Genomic DNA, 18,739 nt, shown 5'->3' on the forward strand with positions numbered 1-18,739 from the left:
TGAAGGGTAAACACGGCGCAACCTGAGAGATGCTGACGTCCACCATGTCTGAAAATTATCGCTATTCCTTACCTGTTAAAGCTGGCGATCAGCGCCAGCTTGGAGAACTCACCGGTTCAGCTTGTGCGACCGAAGTTGCCGAGATCGTCGAGCGCCATAGTGGGCCTGTGGTACTGATTGCCCCTGATATGCAGAATGCCCTGCGTCTGCATGACGAAATTAGCCAGTTTACGGATAGCCTGGTGGTGAATCTTGCCGACTGGGAAACGCTGCCGTACGACAGTTTTTCACCGCATCAGGAAATCATCTCTTCGCGTTTATCCACGCTGTATCAATTGCCAACCATGCAGCGCGGCGTGCTGATATTGCCAGTCAACACCTTGATGCAACGCGTTTGCCCGCATAGTTATTTGCATGGCCACGCGCTGGTGATGAAAAAAGGTCAACGTTTATCGCGTGATAACCTACGTAGCCAATTAGAACAGGCAGGTTACCGCAGCGTTGATCAAGTCATGGAACACGGCGAATTTGCTACCCGTGGTGCATTGCTAGATTTGTACCCGATGGGCAGTGAGCAGCCTTATCGCATCGACTTTTTCGATGATGAAATCGACAGCCTGCGTGTGTTTGATGTCGATACACAGCGCACACTCCAGGAAGTTGATGCCATCAACTTACTCCCTGCTCACGAATTCCCGACCGATAAAACGGCTATTGAGCTGTTCCGTAGCCAATGGCGCGACAAGTTTGACGTGAAGCGCGAGCCTGAGCATATTTACCAGCAAGTCAGTAAAGGCATGCTCCCGGCAGGGATTGAATACTGGCAGCCGCTGTTCTTTAGCGAGCCACTACCGCCGCTGTTCAGCTATTTCCCGAAAAATACCTTGCTGATAAACACCGGCGATATTGAAAGCAGTGCCGAGCGCTTCTGGCAGGATACGTTCGCCCGCTTCGAAAACCGTGGTGTTGATCCAATGCGCCCTCTGCTGCCACCGGAAAGTCTGTGGCTGCGCGTTGATGAACTCTTCAGCGAGTTAAAAGCCTGGCCGCGAATCCAGCTAATAACCGACTCTCTGGCCGATAAAGCCGCGTTTACCAATCTGGGTTATCGCGCCCTGCCGGATCTTTCTGTTCAGGCGCAGCAAAAAGCGCCGCTCGATAACCTGCGTAAATTTCTTGAGTCTTTCGCCGGGCCGGTAGTGTTTTCCGTAGAAAGCGAAGGCCGCCGCGAAGCATTGGGCGAGCTGTTAGCTCGCATTAAAGTGGCACCAAAACGTATTTACCGTCTCGATGAAGTGACGGATAAAGGCCGCTACTTAATGCTTGGCTCCAGTGAGCATGGTTTTATCGACACGCTGCGCAACCGCGCGTTGATTTGTGAAAGCGATCTGCTGGGCGAGCGCGTTAGTCGTCGACGTCAGGACAGCCGTCGCACCATTAACCCGGATACGTTGATTCGTAACCTCGCAGAGCTGCGTACCGGGCAACCGGTCGTGCATCTTGAACATGGCGTTGGCCGATATGCCGGTTTAACTACCCTTGAAGCGGGTGGCATAACAGCTGAATATTTGATGCTAACCTATCATGGCGATGCAAAACTGTACGTGCCGGTTTCGTCGCTACATTTGATTAGCCGCTATGCAGGCGGTGCCGAAGAAAACGCGCCACTGCATAAACTCGGCAGTGATGCCTGGTCCCGTGCGCGCCAAAAAGCCGCCGAGAAAGTGCGTGATGTGGCGGCAGAATTACTCGATATTTATGCCCAGCGTGCCGCAAAACAGGGCTTTGCCTTTAAGCATGACCGCGTACAGTATCAGTTGTTCTGCGATGCCTTCCCATTTGAAACCACGCCAGATCAGGCACAAGCCATCAATGCGGTATTAAGTGATATGTGCCAGCCGCTGGCGATGGACCGACTGGTATGTGGTGACGTGGGCTTTGGTAAAACCGAAGTCGCCATGCGCGCCGCATTCCTTGCGGTTGAAAACCATAAGCAAGTTGCGGTGCTGGTGCCAACCACCCTGCTTGCCCAGCAGCATCTCGACAACTTCCGTGACCGCTTCGCCAACTGGCCAGTGCGCATTGAAATGCTGTCACGTTTCCGTACGGCTAAAGAGCAGGCGCAAATCCTCGAAGAAGCACGAGAAGGGAAAGTCGATATTCTGATCGGTACGCATAAGCTATTGCAGAATGACGTGAAGATGAAAGATCTCGGCCTGCTGATTGTCGACGAAGAACACCGCTTTGGTGTGCGTCATAAAGAGCGCATCAAAGCCATGCGTGCCGATGTCGATATCCTGACGCTAACTGCCACACCAATTCCACGTACGCTGAATATGGCAATGAGCGGAATGCGCGATTTGTCGATTATCGCAACGCCTCCGGCACGCCGACTGGCAGTTAAAACCTTCGTTCGCGAGTACGACAGTCTGGTGGTTCGCGAAGCAATCTTGCGTGAAGTGCTGCGTGGTGGCCAGGTCTACTATCTCTATAACGATGTAGAAAACATCCAGAAAGCAGCAGATCGCCTCGCCGAGCTTGTACCGGAAGCACGTATTACTATCGGCCACGGCCAAATGCGCGAGCGCGAGCTGGAACGAGTGATGAACGACTTCCACCACCAGCGGTTTAACGTGCTGGTGTGTACCACGATCATCGAAACGGGTATCGATATTCCGACTGCGAATACCATCATTATTGAACGCGCAGACCATTTCGGTCTTGCACAGTTACACCAGTTGCGTGGCCGCGTCGGGCGTTCGCATCACCAGGCTTATGCATGGCTTCTGACGCCACATCCGAAAGCAATGACCACCGATGCGCAGAAACGCCTGGAAGCTATCGCATCGCTAGAAGACCTGGGTGCGGGCTTTGCGCTGGCGACTCACGATCTTGAAATTCGCGGTGCGGGTGAATTACTTGGCGAAGGCCAGAGTGGTTCGATGGAATCTATCGGGTTCTCGCTGTACATGGAGATGCTGGAAAACGCCGTCGATGCGCTTAAAGAGGGTCGCGAGCCGTCACTTGAGGATTTGACCAGTAGCCAAACCGAAGTTGAACTGCGTATGCCCGCGTTGTTGCCGGATGATTTCATCCCGGACGTCAACACCCGTCTGTCGTTCTATAAGCGCATTGCCAGTGCCAAAACGGCGCATGAGCTTGATGAATTAAAAGTGGAATTGATTGACCGTTTTGGCCTGTTGCCGGATGCCGCTCGTAATCTGCTGGATATTGCGGCATTGCGCCAGCAGGCACAAAAACTCGGCGTACGTAAGATTGAAGGCCATGATAAAGGTGGTGTGATTGAGTTTGCTGAGAAAAACCACGTTGACCCGGTTTGGTTGATTGGTTTGCTGCAAAAACAGCCGCAACATTACCGTCTGGATGGGCCAACCCGACTCAAATTTATTGAAGACCTCGCAGATCGTAAAGCGCGTATGGACTGGGTACGTAACTTTATGCATCAGTTGGCGCAGAACGCTGTAGCGTAGTTCTCATGATGGCGGGTAGCGCTTGCGCTTACCCGCCATCCCCCATTTAATCGTAACATTTACACATCCTTTCAATCCGCCAGGATTTCCCGACATCCCCCCCTGCCATAATCATCGATTAACTTTTTTATAACATTAACCATAATACTTATAGGGTTTATCGTGATTACCTCTTTGAGCGTTTTATCATCTCGCAAGGCACGCGCTATGCGTTGGCTGGCGTCGATTATGCTGCTTAGCGCAGCATTCACCGCTTTTAACGCGAATGCCAACTCTTATCCTCTGCCAGCAGAAGGCAGCCGTCTTATCGGTCAGAACTTTTTCCATGAGGTAAAAGATGACGGTGGTTCACTTGAGGCTATCGCAAAAAAATACAATGTTGGCTTCCTTGCTTTATTACAGGCCAACCCTGGTGTGGATCCCTATGTTCCCCGTGCGGGCAGTGTTTTGACCATTCCGAGCCAAATGATATTGCCGGATGCGCCACGTGAAGGGCTGGTTCTCAATCTTGCCGAGCTACGCGTTTACTATTATCCCAAAGGAAAGAACAGCGTGACGGTTTATCCGATTGGTATCGGCCAACTTGGCGGTGATACGGTAACGCCAACGATGGTGACCAGTGTTTCAGATAAACGAGCCAATCCAACCTGGACTCCAACTGCAAATATTCGCGCTCGTTACCTGGCAAATGGCATCAAGCTTCCAGCTGTTGTTCCTGCCGGGCCGGAGAACCCAATGGGTCACCATGCGATTCGTCTCGCAGCCTTTGGCGGTGTTTATCTGCTGCACGGAACTAACGCAGATTTCGGCATTGGTATGCGTGTCAGCTCGGGCTGTATTCGTCTGCGTGATGACGATATTAAAGCGCTGTACAAAGATATGCCTGTCGGAACGCCCGTTCGCATTATTAATACCGCGATTAAAACGTCCATCGAGCCAGATGGCAGACGTTTAGTTGAGGTGCATCAGCCACTGTCGAAAAATATTAATGATGATCCTCAAGTGCTGCCGATTACGCTGACTGAACAAATGAAACAGTTCCAGGCCGCACCTGAAACTGATGCGACAGTTATGGAACAGGCGATGCAACACCGCTCGGGCATGCCAATTGAAGTAAATGCTCATACCGTTGCAACCAACGAAATATAATTTCTTCGAATAGAAAAAGGCCCTGCTTTTGTTAGCAGGGCCTTTTTTATTGAACTGGGCGCAACCAACACCGCTGCAACTTGAAGTATGAAGGGAATGCTTATTTATAAATTACCGCAGTACCGTGCAAAGTGTTCGGGCCGGTAACTGAAGTAATACGGAATGAGCTGGCACCCATTTGATCGGCTTTCTCAGCCAGTTGATCTTCCAGCGACCCCAGGTTTGTCCCCGCAGTTGCGGTGATTGTGCCGACTTTCTGTTGACCGGTTGGCGTCGCCTGAACTTCAACAGCCGCAAAACTTGCAAAAGACAGGGAGCTAAGAACAGCAGCAACGATCAGAGTTTTTACGTTTTTCATGTTATTTACCTTGAGCAGATTATTTGGAAGACCGTTAAATCTATTTACTTAACGTTCGATAAGTAAATATTAAACGTGATCTGAATCACGGTCAAATAATTTTTATAATGATCGTTAATTATTTTATAAAAACACTATTTTTCATAAAGATAGAATTAATTTATTTTTATACCTAAAGCCTCTGGCTCCTACATGATATTATTTTTATAATGATCGTTCACTAAACAGACAAAGGTTAAACGGTTCCCATGTCCACTGACACTAGTTGCATTAAAAAAAGCCGTGGCCGACCGAAGGTGTTTGATAGGGAAGCTGCACTTGACAAGGCCATGGCTTTGTTCTGGAAACACGGCTACGAAGCCACCTCTATGGCACATTTAGTTGAAGCAACAGGTGCAAAAGCGCCAACGCTTTATGCAGAGTTCACCAACAAAGAAGGTATGTTCAAGGCAGTATTAGATCGCTATATCGCACGAGTAACGCAGCAGCGTGAGACTTGCCTTTATTGCGAAGATCGTACTCTGGAACAGACCCTGGAAGATTATCTCTCTTTGCTGGCAGAGATGTTTACTGACAAAGAGACACCATCAGGCTGCTTTATGATATGTACCTCTGCGGTGCTGGCCGTCTCTTCGGAAGATATCTCCGCGATGATAAAAATGCGTCAGTCGATGCAGGAAGCAACTCTGGTTCACTTCCTTGAGCAGCGACAGCAAAAAGGTGAAATTCCGGCAACCACAAGCGTACGCAATCTGGCGAAATATCTCTGTTGTATCATTCAGGGGATGTCGATCAGTGCAATCGAAAATGCCAGCTATGAAGAGCTGATGCAGATCGTGAAAACCACACTACGATTGTTGCCGGAACTAAAGAAAATCTAACCATGGGCGGCTTTGCCGCCCTTTTTGTATTAACGCTCTCGCCCTTTGCTCCAGTAGGCCATAAAGTTGATAGCGTCATGGCTCACACCGCATTCTCCAATTAAGTAACGGCGCAGCATTTTCACAACCGATGATTCCGCCGCAACCCAGCCGTAAAAAGCGTTACTGGCCGTTGTGGCTTTATCCCACAACAGTTCACCTTCAGCTTCTTCATTAACTGTTTCTGTAATCCCCGCAGCTGTAGGGAGTTTGGCACATTCACTCACCGCCTTGAGTAAGCACTCCCCATGCCTTGCGTTGACAGCCTTTCGCGGCAACCAATGAATTTTCGCAAAACCAAATTCACTTAAATCCACGCAATCCCCCTGCTCCGGGACTTCAAAAAACGCCTGAATTTCTGGCGGATCTTGCTGTTTCGACAGAAGTTCAAGTATGCCTCGCGCCGCAGGCATTGCAGTTTCATCAGCAATAATTAACCCCTGGCGCAAACCCGCAGGTGGCGTCCATTCATAACCGCCGCTGTCTGCCGGGTAATCGGCATTCGGTGCGACAATTTGTATTTTTTCACCGGGTTGCGAGCTAATCGCCCATGCGGAGGCAGGCCCTTCCGTGCCGTGACTGACGAATTCAACCGTCACTTGCTGACGCTCGCGGTCAACGTGGCGCAAGGTATAAGTGCGCACAATCGGCCGCTTTTCTTTGGGTAATTCTTGCAGCAACGAATACCACTGCCCATGTTCTGGCAAGCTCGGAATTGAGCCATCTTCAGACGGGAACAACATTTTGATTCGCTGGTCGGGTGAATCACATTTCATGTTTGCCACATCCGGACCGCCGAATACCAGACTCAACAGCGAAGGTGAAACGTGTGATTTATGCAATAGCTGCACATTAAACAATCTGTAGCTTTGTACCTCTGCCATTTCAACTCCTTTGCCTGGGCTTGCCATCAACAAATAAATAACACACAGAAATCATATGATTATTCATAAGATTAATTTGAGAAATACTATCAATTGAGATTGATAATGAGAACTGTTATCGGCAGAATTCAGCTCGTTCTTATTTCAAAACATTTTCAAATGTTAATATTTCCCCATCCAAGGAATGATGATGATGCATAACAACGCACGCTGGGTGCTTAACCCGTTGCTTCTGGCGATGATGGCCCCGGCTTTCGCGCAGCAAACTTCCGAAGAAAATATTCTGGTTTCTGCGAACCGTATGCACCGTACGGTAGCTGAAATGGCGCAGACCACCTGGGTTATTGAAGGTACCGAGCTTGAGCAACAGATTCAGGGAGGCAAGGAGCTGAAAGACGCACTTGCACAGTTAATTCCCGGTCTGGATGTCAGCAGCCAAAGCCGTACCAATTACGGTATGAACATGCGTGGCCGTTCTATCGTGGTTTTAGTGGATGGCGTTCGTCTGAACTCTTCCCGTACCGATAGCCGCCAACTCGACTCTATCGACCCTTTTAACATCGAACACATCGAAGTTATCTCTGGTGCAACTTCGCTGTATGGCGGTGGTAGTACTGGCGGTCTGATTAATATCGTGACGAAAAAGGGCCAGCCTGACACTCAGGTCGAATTTGAAACTGGGATTAAGTCTGGTTTTAACAGCAGTAAAGATCATGATGAACGTGTCGCCAGCGCCATTTCTGGCGGTAACGATAATGCCTCTGGCCGTTTATCTGTGGCTTATCAGAAATTTGGTGGCTGGTTTGATGGTAACGGCGACCAGACCTTGCTTGATAACACGCAAACCGGTTTACAGTATTCCGACCGCCTGGATGTGATGGGTACCGGCACGATAAACATTGATGAAACCCAGCAACTGCAGGTGGTGACACAATATTATAAGAGCCAGGGAGACGATGATTACGGGCTGAATCTGGGTGAAAACTTTTCCGCAGTGACCGGTAATGGCAAAGCGTTTGTCAGTGACAATCTTAATTCTGACCGCATTCCTGGTACCGAACGCCATCTGATTAGCCTGCAGTACTCCAACAGCGACTTCCTCGGCCAGGAAGTGGTTGGGCAGATTTACTATCGTGATGAGTCTCTGACCTTCTATCCTTTCCCGACGCTAACGCGTGGAGCCGTAACCAGTTTCTCGGCCTCCCAGCAGGATACCGATCAGTACGGTGCGAAACTGGCTCTGACCAGCCAACCGCTGGATGGCTGGCAGATTACCTATGGCGTCGATGCCGATCACGAGAGCTTTACCTCGAACCAGATGTTCTTTGACCTCGCAAAAGCCAATGCTTCTGGTGGTATGAATAACCAAAGTATTTACACAACCGGTCGTTATCCGGGTTACACCATCACTAACCTCGCTCCGTTCCTGCAAAGCAGTTATGACATCAACGATCTATTTACCGTAAGCGGCGGCGTGCGCTATCAGTGGACCGAGAACAAAGTCGATGATTTTGTTGGCTTTACTCAGCAACAAGGTATTGCAAACGGCATCGCTCAGTCTGCGGACGCAATCCCTGGCGGCAGTACGGATTATGACAATGCGTTATTCAATGCCGGTCTGTTAATGCATATTACTGACCGCCAGCAAGCGTGGTTTAACTTCTCGCAAGGAGTGGAGCTTCCTGACCCTGGCAAATACTACGGTAATGGCACTTACCGACTGGTGAATGGCCATTACCAACTGGTAAATAGCGTGAATGTCGGGCAGTCAAAACTTCAGGGGATCAAGGTCGATTCTTATGAGCTGGGTTGGCGTTATACCGGCGATAACCTGCGCAGCCAAATTGTGGCGTACTACTCGTTGTCTGACAAGTCCATCTCCATCAACCGTGCAGATATGACCATCAATGTGGAAGATGACAAGCGTCGTATTTACGGTGTTGAAGGTGCTGTGGATTACTTTATTCCAGACTCGAACTGGAGCACCGGCGTTAACTTTAACGTGCTGAAGTCCGAAACTAAAGTGGATGGCAAATGGCAGAAATGGGACGTGATTTACGCAAGCCCTTCAAAAGCCACCGCGTATGTTGGCTGGGCGCCAGATCCATGGAGCCTGCGCATTCAAAGCCAGCAGACCTTTGATTTAACCGATGCCAGCGACAATAAGATCAATGGTTATAACACCGTCGACTTTATTGGCAGCTACGCTCTACCGTTAGGCAAACTCAGCTTCAGCATCGAAAACCTGCTGGATAAAGACTACACCACCGTGTGGGGCCAGCGCGCACCATTGCTTTACAGCCCAACTTACGGCAGCCCTTCGCTGTACGAATATAAAGGGCGTGGGCGCACTTACGGTGTGAATTACTCCCTGCAATTCTAAATTGACCACAACAGGCTGGCTAAAAACCAGCCTGTTTTTTACTCTCCTACACAAAATCCTTCTCGACCAAAACCCAGTAGTCATTTAAAACATAGGGACTCTAATGATAGGTACAGCTTATATTTGGTAGGATTATCTTATGTTGGCAGGTTTAATCGGTTTAGGTTCAGTCATCGAAACAGCATATCTTCCGGCGCTACGCCGCATCTCGCCCCCCTTGCTCGAATGTTACGGTTATGACGCTGACCCAGCGCGTCAGATTGACGGCATTACCCGTTGTGATTCCCTGGATGCACTTTTAGCAATGCCGCTCGACGTGGTGCTAATCACGACTTCTTCTCTGCATCACCTTCCCGTGCTTGAGCGAGTCTTGCAAAGTGATGTGCCCGCGATTGTGGTAGAAAAACCGGTTGCTGCCACACTTGCACAACTTGAGACACTTAAAAAGCTGCTCGCGAAACCAAAAAATGCCGCGCGTGTTCTGGCTTTGGATCACTGGATGGTTCGTACTCAAGCCTGTAATCACATTCACAGAATCAATGAAATAAAGTGCATCGAAGGTTTTCTACTGGAGCCAAGTGGTTTTAATGCCGCGGGTGAACCTATTGCCCTGAACTTTGCAACGGGTGAAGCGGACACCCGCCAGTTGCGTCATCCTGACGGTGTCATTGTGGATATCGGCACACATACTCTCGCCATGATGCGTGAAACTGTTCATCAGTTAGGTGGTAATGACCAGCTCATGGTGGAGCTCAATTACGCACGCGACCGCCTGGGGAATGCAATTGCGGCGGGTGACTTCACTACCGCGGAAGGTGAAGCGCTGTTAACCGGAACGATGAGCGGCATTCCCTTTACGCTCCATCTTAATAAATATGCCGGGCCTGCTGGCGGCCAAAAAGGGATGCGAATTCATCTTCATAACGGGCAAATTATCAATATCGATCGTCAAGGTTTGAATGAGGTAGTTGAACGGATTTCTGAACCGGGAACCGAGCGTAACACCCTCGCAGGGCCGCTTTACGACCGTTGTTTACATGATGTCGTCTTTGGCGAGCAAAGGCTGTTCTTGCGCACGCCTGAAGAAATACCAGCCTACACTCAGCGCCGGATAGCAGAAGTCACTGCGTTGCTGGAGTTGCAACAGCAGCTACGCGGCACACATTGATGGGATTTTCAGGGAGCGAAAGAACAACTTTATGGATTGCCAGAGACCGGCTATTTGTTTGTGGAAAATATTTGACTGATCGTTCCATAATCAATACTATGCCGCTTCAACTCATTTCGAGTCACCCTTCCCTATGAGTGTCGAAAAACCAACTTATCCTGGTCGTCCAAGAACGTTCGAAGACAAGGATGTCATTGATGCCGCTGTAGCTGTTTTTAGTACTCATGGTTACGCGGGCACCTCTGCGCAAGATTTATGCAATGGCACCGGATTAGGGCGGGGAAGCTTATATAATGCCTTTGGTAGCAAGCAGGCTCTGTATGAGCAAGCTTTGTTGCGTAGCCATGAGCAAACAATGTCGGCACAGCTAGCAATTCTTACACAATCTGGTCCGGTGAAAGAACGATTACATACCCTTCTGCTCTGGGGTATTACCGAAGATCTCTCGCAGCCAGAACAACATGATGCAATGGTCCTTTTTTCTGCTCTGGAGCAAGGCAGTAAAGACGGAACAGTTGCCAACCTGAACAGGGAATATCGCCAGCGTTTAGAACAAACTTTGGTATTGGTATTTTCCGAGGGTCAACAGAATGGTGAACTAAGCAATAAAGCTTCTGCTATAGAAATGGCCAGAGGTTTTATGGCGGGTTACTATGGTTTACGTGTTCTAAGCAAAAATATTTCAGATAGAAAAACCCTCGAAGATGTCGTCGTTGGCCTGTTAATCAACTTGTAATTACCATCTAAAACATTCATCTATTTTCACCTTTCATTTTGTAACGATCATTCCAATACATGGAGAAAATTAAAAATTATGCCGTTAGTTGTTTATATTTTAGGATTGGCTATTTTTTCACTTGGCACTGCTGAATTAATGGTCGCGGGTATGATGTCTACCCTATCAGAAGCATTCGATATTACGGTGGGTGAAGTCGGGCATCTCATCTCTTATTATGCTTTTGGCGTGATGCTGGGCGGCCCAATATTAACCTACGTTTTTCTAAAATTTAAAGCTCCCTATAGAACAACATTATTATGGCTATTAGGGCTGTATGTTATCGTTCAAGGATTCAGTGCGTTTGTCTCGGATTACAATGTTCTGGTCGTAATACGAATTGTGACAGGTATTTTGTGCGCGGGTTGTTTGAGTCTGTCTTTGGCAACAAGCATGGCACTCGTGCCAGTGGAGAGCCGTCCACGCGCGGCTTCAATCGTCATCGCTGGCTTTATGGTATCTAACGTTTTTGGCGTCCCGCTTGCGACTATCATTGATCAGCAATGGGGCTGGCGAATGAGCTTTGGATTAGTCGCCATTCTTGTCTTCATATGCCTGTGCGCATTAGTGCGTTTACTACCGCCTATGGCTGGCGGTAGTACCATCAAAATGGCAGAAGAAATCAAAGCCTTTAAAAACAAAGCTTACTGGAAAGCCTGTACCACAAGCTGCTTAATTTTAGGTGCCAGTTTCGCAGCCTTTAGTTATTTCGTACCCGTATTGGTTGATGTGTCTGATTTTAATATGCAGACAGTTCCCTTTATTCTGATGCTCTATGGGCTGGCGAATATTGTGGGTAATATGATAACCGGAAGGCTGGCATATCGTCATAGCTTAGCCATTATGGTTGTCGGGTTAATTGTTTTAAGCATTTCATTATTAGGCATGGCCTTATTCGCACAATATCAATCGATTGCAATTGTGGCAGTCATATTTATCGGTTTATCTGGTGTTCCTATGAATCCGGCTATGATGGCACGTATTGTTAGTGTGGCTCATCCAGGTCCGATGGTAAATGCGGTTCATACTTCGGTAATTAATATTGGTTTGGGTGGCGGTTCTTATTTAGGTGGAATGGCTATTTCATCTGGGTATGGATTACGTTCAGCTTTATGGATTGGTCTGATATTAGCTCTTCTGGCTTTATTGTCTGTTTTACCTTATGCACGCCGTGGAAAACAGGGATGGAATTAATCTACTGAATCGTAACTAAAACGCCCGGTTCATTAATGAACCGGGCGTTTAGCGATCAATTTAAAACAGTTAGATTTTGTTTAAAACTAACTGGCCATTGTCATTGAGCGGAATCTGCGTACCAGGGTCTTTATCCATACGGATTTTGCCCTGCTGATCGCCAATGCGATAAGTTACATCATAACCGATCATTTTCTCTGATTTGTCATAGACGGTTTTGCATTTCTGCTGGCTAGTTGTGTAGGTGTCGCGGTCTTGCATTGCGCCCTGAACCTGGTTACCTGCGTAACCACCACCTAATGCACCGGCCACCGTTGCAACATCTTTACCACGGCCGCCACCAAACTGATGGCCAATCACGCCGCCAGCAACCGCACCCAACGCGGAACCGAGCAGACGGTTTTCATCCTGAACCGGACGCCGATGAGTGGTGGTAACGTTACGGCATTCCTGGCGTGGTGTTTTTACTGTTTCCTTAATTGGTGTCGCTGACACCACCTGTGCGTACTGAGGGCCACGGTCAAAAACATTCATGCTGGCAACCGCTGCCACACCCAGTGCTGCGGCCACACCGATACCTATACCCGCTAACATTGATTTATTCACAGGACATCCTCCTGATTGTGCAATTGCTTACAATTTTGCAGCCAAAGGAGGCTTTCCACAAATCAGACAACGGATGAAAAATGCGGATTCATAGGCTGAAACTATGTGTTTGAGAGAAATCCTAAGCATGAAATGTTCATTTATGGATTTTTATACTGCCATGTATAAAAAAACCCGGCTCAAGGCCGGGTTTGAATATCAATCTTAATCGCGATTAGTGCAGTTTCAGGCGCGGACGAATCACGCGGTTAATACTACCTACCAGCATCATCAAGCCAGTTTTGAAGTAGCCATGCAGTGCGACCTGATGCATACGGTAAAGCGAGATATAGACGAAACGTGCCATACGCCCTTCTACCATCATCGAGCCTCGCATCAGGTTACCCATCAGGCTGCCAACAGTTGAGAACTTAGACAGCGACACCAGTGAACCGTGATCCTTATAAACATAGGACTTCAGCGGTTTATCTTTCATCTGCGCCAGAATATTGGTCAGAACCAATGAGGCCATCTGGTGGGCCGCTTGTGCCCGTGGAGGCACAAAGCCGCCTTCAGGACGTGCGCAGGATGCACAGTCACCAATCGCGAAAATATCAGGGTCGCGGGTGGTTTGCAGAGTAGGCTCAGTCACCAGTTGATTGATACGGTTAGTCTCAAGACCACCGATATCTTTCATAAAGTCTGGTGCTTTGATACCTGCAGCCCAAACCATCAGATCTGCTGCGCTATATTCACCATCTTTGGTATTGAGTCCACCAGCATCCGCAGAAGTCACCATGGTTTGCGTCAGAACACGCACGCCCAGTTTAGTCAGCTCGCTGTGAGCTGCTGCTGAAATACGTGGTGGCAGCGCAGGCAGAATACGTTCACCAGCTTCCACCAGCGTTACATTTAGCGCTTCGTTCGTCAGGCCTTTGTAGCCGTAGCTATGCAGCTGTTTCACTGCGTTATGCAGTTCGGCAGACAGCTCAACACCGGTTGCCCCGCCACCCACGATAGCAATATTCACTTTGCCACTGGCACCCAGATTTGCAGAATACTTGAGGAACAAATTCAGCATTTCAGAGTGGAAACGACGCGCCTGATGCGGGTTATCGAGGAAGATACAGTTATCTTTCACGCCCGGCGTGTTGAAGTCGTTGGAAGTACTACCCAGCGCCATCACCAGCGTGTCGTAAGGGATTTTGCGTTCAGGAACCAGCAACTCGCCTTTGTCGTCACGCAGTTCTGACAGCGTCAGCGTTTTGCTTTCACGGTTGATATCAACCACTGAACCAAGCTGGAACTGGAAGTGATGGTTACGGGCATGAGCCAGATAGCTAAGCGCGTCCACACCTTCATCCAGTGAACCAGTTGCCACTTCGTGCAGCAGCGGTTTCCATAAATGGCTGTGGTTACGGTCGATAAGCGTAACCTTCGCTTTCTTTCCACGACCCAGTTTTTTACCTAACTGAGTGGCCAGTTCAAGTCCGCCAGCACCACCACCGACAATGACAATCTTTCTTAATGGCGTAGTCAAAGTGACCCCCTTAAAATATTAACCAATTGTTAATTAAAGGTTATGTAAATAGCATTTAATTAACAACAAGTTACCTAAACAAACTCACTAATGTGACCAAAGAATAACATGGATGGTGTATTGGTCATACCAAAATTGATGTGCATCAAATTTTTATGCCGAAAAGATAAACAAAAAGGGCCAGCACATGGCTGACCCTTTCATTTTCACGCCTTTAAGCCCCGGTTAGCCGAGGGTTTTGAAAGCTTTTATACGTTGCAAATGTGGTGAGATATTTTTGAATTTATGGGTCTGTTCCTGATCCCATACAATTTCATAATAATGATGCAGTAATTCTGCGGCACGGGCATTATCCAGCGCTTCGTCATTACGCGACAAAATCGCCAGGCAACGATCGCGATTTTTCTCGCGGAAGTTTTGCACGCACTTAGTCGAAATGTCGGTGTACTCTTCAGGACGGTCTATTTTCCCTTCCATGTTCTCTTGCGGGAACAAATTCGGGTTAAAGATCACTTGACGAATATCGCACAAGAAACCGATGCGTTCCGCCCAGAAACCGCCAAGCCCTACGCCACAAATCAGTGGGCGCTCATCGGCACTCAGTTGCAGCATCTTGTCGACTTCTTTGAGTAGATGCTGCATGTCGTGTTTCGGATGCCGCGTGCTGTAGCTGATAAGCCGCACGTCCGGGTCGATAAACTGGAGTTGCAAAACCTTTTCATGGTTACCAGGACTGTTAGAGTCGAAACCGTGTAAATAGATAATCATTACATCCATCCTCACCACACGAATTCAGGCCTTCTGGCCTGAGGAGTTAAAGACCCGCCTTGTGGGCTTGCCACTGCTCATGCAGCGCCTCAAGTTGCTGGTTTGCTGCCTTCCAGCGCGCTGATGACATCAGCTCCTGACGGGTAAATGAACCTTTATGATACAAACCTGTAACACGCTCTGCTTTGACCGGAGACAGGTTATCTAACACGCTCACTGCACCATTACGATTATTGCAGACCAGGATCATATCGCAACCTGCATTCAGTGACGCCTGGCCACGTTCCGCATAGCTGCCCATAATCGCCGCCCCTTCCATCGACAAGTCGTCAGAGAAGATAACGCCATTAAAGCCAAGCTCACCACGTAACACGGTTTTCAGCCAGTGTGGGGAACCACTCGCCGGAAGTGGGTCAACATCAGTGTAGATAACGTGTGCAGGCATAATGGCATCAAGTTTGTTTTCGGTGATAAGCGTACGGAAAATCTGCATGTCGTGCTCACGGATAAGCGCTTCATCGCGCGGGTCGCGCGGCGTTTCTTTATGTGAGTCGGCAGTAACCGCACCATGCCCCGGAAAGTGTTTGCCGGTAGTTTTCATGCCTGCAGCATGCATGCCATCAATAAAACGTGTCGCCATAGCCAATGCTTTGCGCGGATCTTCATGATACGAACGCTCGCCAATGGCCGCGCTGATATGGCCAATATCCAGCACTGGCGCGAAGCTGATGTCGATATCCATAGCGATCATCTCGCTCGCCATCAACCAGCCTGCTTCCTGAGCCAGTTTGCCGCCCTGCTCAAGCCCATGTAACGCAGCAAAAGATTGAGCCGCCGGTAGAAGGGTAAAACCTTCACGGAACCGCTGAACACGTCCACCTTCCTGATCAACGGCAACCACCAGACGATTGCGGGAAGCCTCGCGGATTTGACGCACCAATTCACGCAGTTGCTCGGGATCGTGATAGTTGCGGGTAAACAGAATCAGCCCACCGACCAGTGGGTGTTTTAGAATTTCACGCTCTTCGGCATCCAGCTCAAAGCCTGCCACATCTAACATTACCGGACCCACATCAACCTCTCTTTATCAATTCTTATCCTGCAGCTGGCTCCAGGCCTCGTCTGCAAGAGTTATAAATGTTCTATCCTGCGTTTGCGACCAACGGCATTCATACCAGGATGCCATCAGCATGATGACCCAAGGTTGCCAACGTGCGACCTGTCGGGCTAACGCCTCTGGCGGAATATGGCTTAACTGCGCGTAAGCATGAAGCAACCGCTCACTATCAACATTACTAGCCAGCGTGATTGCCGCCAACTCTAGTGCCACATCCCCATCACCGGCATATTCCCAGTCGATAAGCTTGATACCGTCCGGCTGATTTACCAGATTTCCGGCATGCACATCCATATGCAGTGGTGCCAGACGCAGTGGCTTCGGCTCACCCTGCCGCTTCATTTGTTTCAACAACCGCAACCAGAGCAAACTTCTTCGTTCTGATGCGGCGTTTTTCCAATAATGCTCAAGCAATGGCAACAGACTGATTCGCCAGCCAAAACAGTGTTGACGATGCAAATCATACAGCAACGAAGTGAGCGCTTGCAGTGAGGGGAGTTCCGATTTCACCTCCCCATTCAGCCATTCAACAATAAGCCAGCCTTCTGCCAGACAAACGGGCCGAGGCCCTATTCCGGTAGGAATACGCCTCAGTGCCCGATATTGTCTGCTGAGAGAAACCCCAGGCATTGGCGCCGCAAGCTGATGCCGGGCAACATACTCTTTCCTACCAAGGGTGAAATGCAGACTGCCGCCGCTTAATCCCTGAAGATGAGAAAAGCAACCGGCGGCCTGAGCCGCCGGAAGGTATTTCTCAATCACACATTGCAGTGTCGAATTATTGAGTTTGTTGTACAGCACCGCTTCCTGACCAGATAATTTCGCCAGTTTGTACCAACATCAACTGCATTTTCAGCGTTGGGTCGTTCACATTACCGCTGGCGTTGCTGTAGAGCACGTATTGCGCGCCAACATTACGGGCAATGCCAATCGCTTTACTGCGCGATCCAAGACTGTCTTGCGGTGATAGCCCTAATTGCTGTTTCGCCAGCGAAAGCTGTTGTGCTGAAACAAGGGTAAATTTGGCATTGTTTTCCAGCGCACCACGTAGTGCTTCTGTCGCTTTGCTGGTTTGCAGTGAACCATTAGTGTGGTTATTTACGCTGTCCACCAGTAAGACTCCACCAGCTGTCACACCATCGGCTTGCAGCATTTTTCCAACCATCGGCTGCATGGTGCTGCCCCAATCGTAGCTGCGCACTTTTGGTGTCGCAGGAATGGTTGGCTGTGGTTGTTCAATCGGGCCTGGCTGAGTGGGTACAGTTGGCACTGTTGGAACAGTTGGTTGCGGCTCTACTGGTTGCTGCGGAACAGGTTTTACTTCTTCCACAGGTGCAGGCGCTTCACCACGGTTAATACACCCGGATAAAATCATCGCCGCAGCGAGAATAACCAGATAACGATAGATTCCCTTAATCAAAATTCACCCCTTACAAAGAGAGAGAAAGACGAACTTTATGTGCGTCTGGATAACTGGCTATGGATGACACCGAAACGCTTGATTTCGCTGGTAACGTAATCGTACGCGGCTGCTCGAGAGGATGAATCTCAAGACCCTTTTCGTCATACCAATAGAAACGATAGTTGATGATGACTGGGTTAGACTGTTCATTATATAGCTGGCTGCGAGAAACAGTGGCGCCCTTGTCAGTTGAAATTTCAGGTTTTTCAGCACTGACTCCCGCCGCCAGCACAGATGCCTCCATGACCAGCGTTTGCCCATCGTTGACAGGGATAGCAGGTTTAGAGCTACACCCTGCCATCACAACGACGGCTAATAGCATTAACAGCGGGTTATTTTTCATCAACTTATCCTTTATGCGCCAACATCGGCCCCAACACGCGACCGCCCAGCAGATGCATGTGGATATGATAGACTTCCTGCCCGCCATGACGATTACAGTTCATGATCAGACGATAGCCATCTTCAGCAATCCCTTCTTGCTCAGCAATTTTTGCAGCAACGGTCAACATGCGCCCCAGCGCCAATTCATGCTCGGCAGTGACATCGTTCACTGTTGGGATCAGTATGTTCGGAATAATGAGGATGTGGGTAGGTGCCTGCGGCGATATGTCACGGAATGCAGTAACTAACTCATCTTGATAAACGATATCTGCCGGAATTTCGCGGCGAATAATTTTACTGAAAATAGTTTCTTCGGCCATGACGTTACCTTTATTCATTAATTGCTGGCTATTTGCTCGTTTAAGCCACTGCGCGCACAGGCTTAAAGGCATAACGTAAGAGTATGAGCGAGTTACTCGTGCTCTTTCAACCTTAACCCATTATTTCTTTATCACTCTTTGGGCAACCAGCTTCTCAGATCTTTCGTAAACCCTGCACTTCTCGTGATTAAAACGATATTTCATTTGGGCTGTAACATATGTTTACAGCCTGTCAATGAAT

At 48.9% G+C, this 18,739-nt stretch carries 17 protein-coding genes; 7 read left to right on the plus strand and 10 right to left on the minus strand.

Annotated elements, in window-relative coordinates:
* Positions 1-44: 44 nt before the first annotated feature.
* Both mfd and ldtC read left to right on the plus strand, forming a co-directional pair.
* A complete protein-coding gene (gene mfd / locus LVQ77_RS05095; protein ID WP_232903943.1) occupies positions 45-3,491 on the plus strand; it encodes a transcription-repair coupling factor in 3,447 nt (1,148 codons plus the stop codon).
* A 207-nt stretch (positions 3,492-3,698) separates the two neighbouring features.
* Positions 3,699-4,640: a L,D-transpeptidase LdtC gene (ldtC, locus tag LVQ77_RS05100; protein WP_232865521.1), complete on the plus strand. Its 942-nt coding sequence runs from the start codon at positions 3,699-3,701 to the stop codon at positions 4,638-4,640.
* A 100-nt stretch (positions 4,641-4,740) separates the two neighbouring features.
* Here ldtC and bhsA read toward each other — a convergent pair whose 3' ends face one another.
* The gene (bhsA, locus tag LVQ77_RS05105) at positions 4,741-4,998 is read right to left on the minus strand and encodes a multiple stress resistance protein BhsA (RefSeq protein WP_232865522.1); all 258 of its coding nucleotides are present in this window, start codon (positions 4,996-4,998) and stop codon (positions 4,741-4,743) included.
* Between the two features lie 248 nt (positions 4,999-5,246).
* On the opposite strand from bhsA, the gene LVQ77_RS05110 reads away from it, so the two are divergent.
* Positions 5,247-5,879: a TetR/AcrR family transcriptional regulator gene (locus LVQ77_RS05110; RefSeq protein ID WP_232865523.1), complete on the plus strand. Its 633-nt coding sequence runs from the start codon at positions 5,247-5,249 to the stop codon at positions 5,877-5,879.
* Positions 5,880-5,908: 29 nt separating this feature from the next.
* On the opposite strand, the gene LVQ77_RS05115 is transcribed toward LVQ77_RS05110, so the two are convergent.
* Positions 5,909-6,802: a siderophore-interacting protein gene (locus LVQ77_RS05115; RefSeq protein WP_232903857.1), complete on the minus strand. Its 894-nt coding sequence runs from the start codon at positions 6,800-6,802 to the stop codon at positions 5,909-5,911.
* 193 nt (positions 6,803-6,995) lie between these two features.
* Here LVQ77_RS05115 and LVQ77_RS05120 point away from each other — a divergent pair, with 193 nt between their 5' ends.
* The 4 genes from LVQ77_RS05120 to LVQ77_RS05135 all read left to right on the plus strand — a co-directional run bounded on the left by LVQ77_RS05120 (position 6,996) and on the right by LVQ77_RS05135 (position 12,322).
* Positions 6,996-9,185: a TonB-dependent siderophore receptor gene (locus LVQ77_RS05120; protein WP_232903944.1), complete on the plus strand. Its 2,190-nt coding sequence runs from the start codon at positions 6,996-6,998 to the stop codon at positions 9,183-9,185.
* 139 nt (positions 9,186-9,324) lie between these two features.
* Positions 9,325-10,353, plus strand: a complete 1,029-nt coding sequence (locus LVQ77_RS05125) for a Gfo/Idh/MocA family oxidoreductase (protein WP_232903858.1) — start codon at positions 9,325-9,327, stop codon at positions 10,351-10,353.
* Between the two features lie 133 nt (positions 10,354-10,486).
* Complete coding sequence (locus LVQ77_RS05130) at positions 10,487-11,089, plus strand: TetR/AcrR family transcriptional regulator (protein WP_064517944.1); 603 nt, start codon at positions 10,487-10,489, stop codon at positions 11,087-11,089.
* Between the two features lie 78 nt (positions 11,090-11,167).
* The gene (locus LVQ77_RS05135; RefSeq protein ID WP_232903859.1) at positions 11,168-12,322 is read left to right on the plus strand and encodes an MFS transporter; all 1,155 of its coding nucleotides are present in this window, start codon (positions 11,168-11,170) and stop codon (positions 12,320-12,322) included.
* Between the two features lie 69 nt (positions 12,323-12,391).
* Here LVQ77_RS05135 and LVQ77_RS05140 read toward each other — a convergent pair whose 3' ends face one another.
* From LVQ77_RS05140 to hinT, 8 genes are all read right to left on the minus strand, one after another.
* A complete protein-coding gene (locus LVQ77_RS05140; RefSeq protein WP_151995512.1) occupies positions 12,392-12,928 on the minus strand; it encodes a glycine zipper 2TM domain-containing protein in 537 nt (178 codons plus the stop codon).
* A gap of 214 nt (positions 12,929-13,142) precedes the next feature.
* Complete coding sequence (locus tag LVQ77_RS05145; RefSeq protein WP_232903860.1) at positions 13,143-14,447, minus strand: NAD(P)/FAD-dependent oxidoreductase; 1,305 nt, start codon at positions 14,445-14,447, stop codon at positions 13,143-13,145.
* Between the two features lie 225 nt (positions 14,448-14,672).
* Positions 14,673-15,215, minus strand: a complete 543-nt coding sequence (gene ycfP / locus LVQ77_RS05150; RefSeq protein ID WP_034494636.1) for an alpha/beta hydrolase YcfP — start codon at positions 15,213-15,215, stop codon at positions 14,673-14,675.
* Positions 15,216-15,261: 46 nt separating this feature from the next.
* Positions 15,262-16,287: a beta-N-acetylhexosaminidase gene (gene nagZ / locus LVQ77_RS05155; RefSeq protein WP_232903861.1), complete on the minus strand. Its 1,026-nt coding sequence runs from the start codon at positions 16,285-16,287 to the stop codon at positions 15,262-15,264.
* Positions 16,288-16,302: 15 nt separating this feature from the next.
* Positions 16,303-17,133, minus strand: a complete 831-nt coding sequence (thiK, locus tag LVQ77_RS05160; protein ID WP_232903862.1) for a thiamine kinase — start codon at positions 17,131-17,133, stop codon at positions 16,303-16,305.
* A complete protein-coding gene (gene lpoB / locus LVQ77_RS05165) occupies positions 17,111-17,707 on the minus strand; it encodes a penicillin-binding protein activator LpoB (RefSeq protein WP_232903945.1) in 597 nt (198 codons plus the stop codon). The genes thiK and lpoB overlap by 23 nt, the downstream gene beginning before the upstream one ends.
* Before the next feature lie 55 nt (positions 17,708-17,762).
* On the minus strand, positions 17,763-18,137 hold the full coding sequence (locus LVQ77_RS05170) for a YcfL family putative periplasmic lipoprotein (RefSeq protein ID WP_151995516.1): 375 nt from the start codon (positions 18,135-18,137) through the stop codon (positions 17,763-17,765).
* Positions 18,138-18,141: 4 nt separating this feature from the next.
* Positions 18,142-18,498, minus strand: a complete 357-nt coding sequence (hinT, locus tag LVQ77_RS05175) for a purine nucleoside phosphoramidase (RefSeq protein WP_034494554.1) — start codon at positions 18,496-18,498, stop codon at positions 18,142-18,144.
* Positions 18,499-18,739 lie beyond the last annotated feature (241 nt).

It is taken from the genome of Buttiauxella cochleicola, assembly GCF_021282435.1.
GTDB lineage: Bacteria > Pseudomonadota > Gammaproteobacteria > Enterobacterales > Enterobacteriaceae > Buttiauxella > Buttiauxella massiliensis.

Coding starts and splice junctions, on each gene's coding strand:
- ldtC (WP_232865521.1), top strand. CDS start 3,699: ATGCGTTGGCTGGCGTCGATTATGCTGCTTAGCGCAGCATTCACCGCT.
- LVQ77_RS05135 (WP_232903859.1), top strand. CDS start 11,168: ATGCCGTTAGTTGTTTATATTTTAGGATTGGCTATTTTTTCACTTGGC.
- mfd (WP_232903943.1), top strand. CDS start 45: ATGTCTGAAAATTATCGCTATTCCTTACCTGTTAAAGCTGGCGATCAG.
- LVQ77_RS05120 (WP_232903944.1), top strand. CDS start 6,996: ATGCATAACAACGCACGCTGGGTGCTTAACCCGTTGCTTCTGGCGATG.
- lpoB (WP_232903945.1), bottom strand. CDS start 17,707: ATGATTTTATCCGGGTGTATTAACCGTGGTGAAGCGCCTGCACCTGTG.
- LVQ77_RS05125 (WP_232903858.1), top strand. CDS start 9,325: ATGTTGGCAGGTTTAATCGGTTTAGGTTCAGTCATCGAAACAGCATAT.
- LVQ77_RS05115 (WP_232903857.1), bottom strand. CDS start 6,802: ATGGCAGAGGTACAAAGCTACAGATTGTTTAATGTGCAGCTATTGCAT.
- LVQ77_RS05110 (WP_232865523.1), top strand. CDS start 5,247: ATGTCCACTGACACTAGTTGCATTAAAAAAAGCCGTGGCCGACCGAAG.
- bhsA (WP_232865522.1), bottom strand. CDS start 4,998: ATGAAAAACGTAAAAACTCTGATCGTTGCTGCTGTTCTTAGCTCCCTG.
- hinT (WP_034494554.1), bottom strand. CDS start 18,498: ATGGCCGAAGAAACTATTTTCAGTAAAATTATTCGCCGCGAAATTCCG.
- LVQ77_RS05130 (WP_064517944.1), top strand. CDS start 10,487: ATGAGTGTCGAAAAACCAACTTATCCTGGTCGTCCAAGAACGTTCGAA.
- ycfP (WP_034494636.1), bottom strand. CDS start 15,215: ATGATTATCTATTTACACGGTTTCGACTCTAACAGTCCTGGTAACCAT.
- LVQ77_RS05170 (WP_151995516.1), bottom strand. CDS start 18,137: ATGAAAAATAACCCGCTGTTAATGCTATTAGCCGTCGTTGTGATGGCA.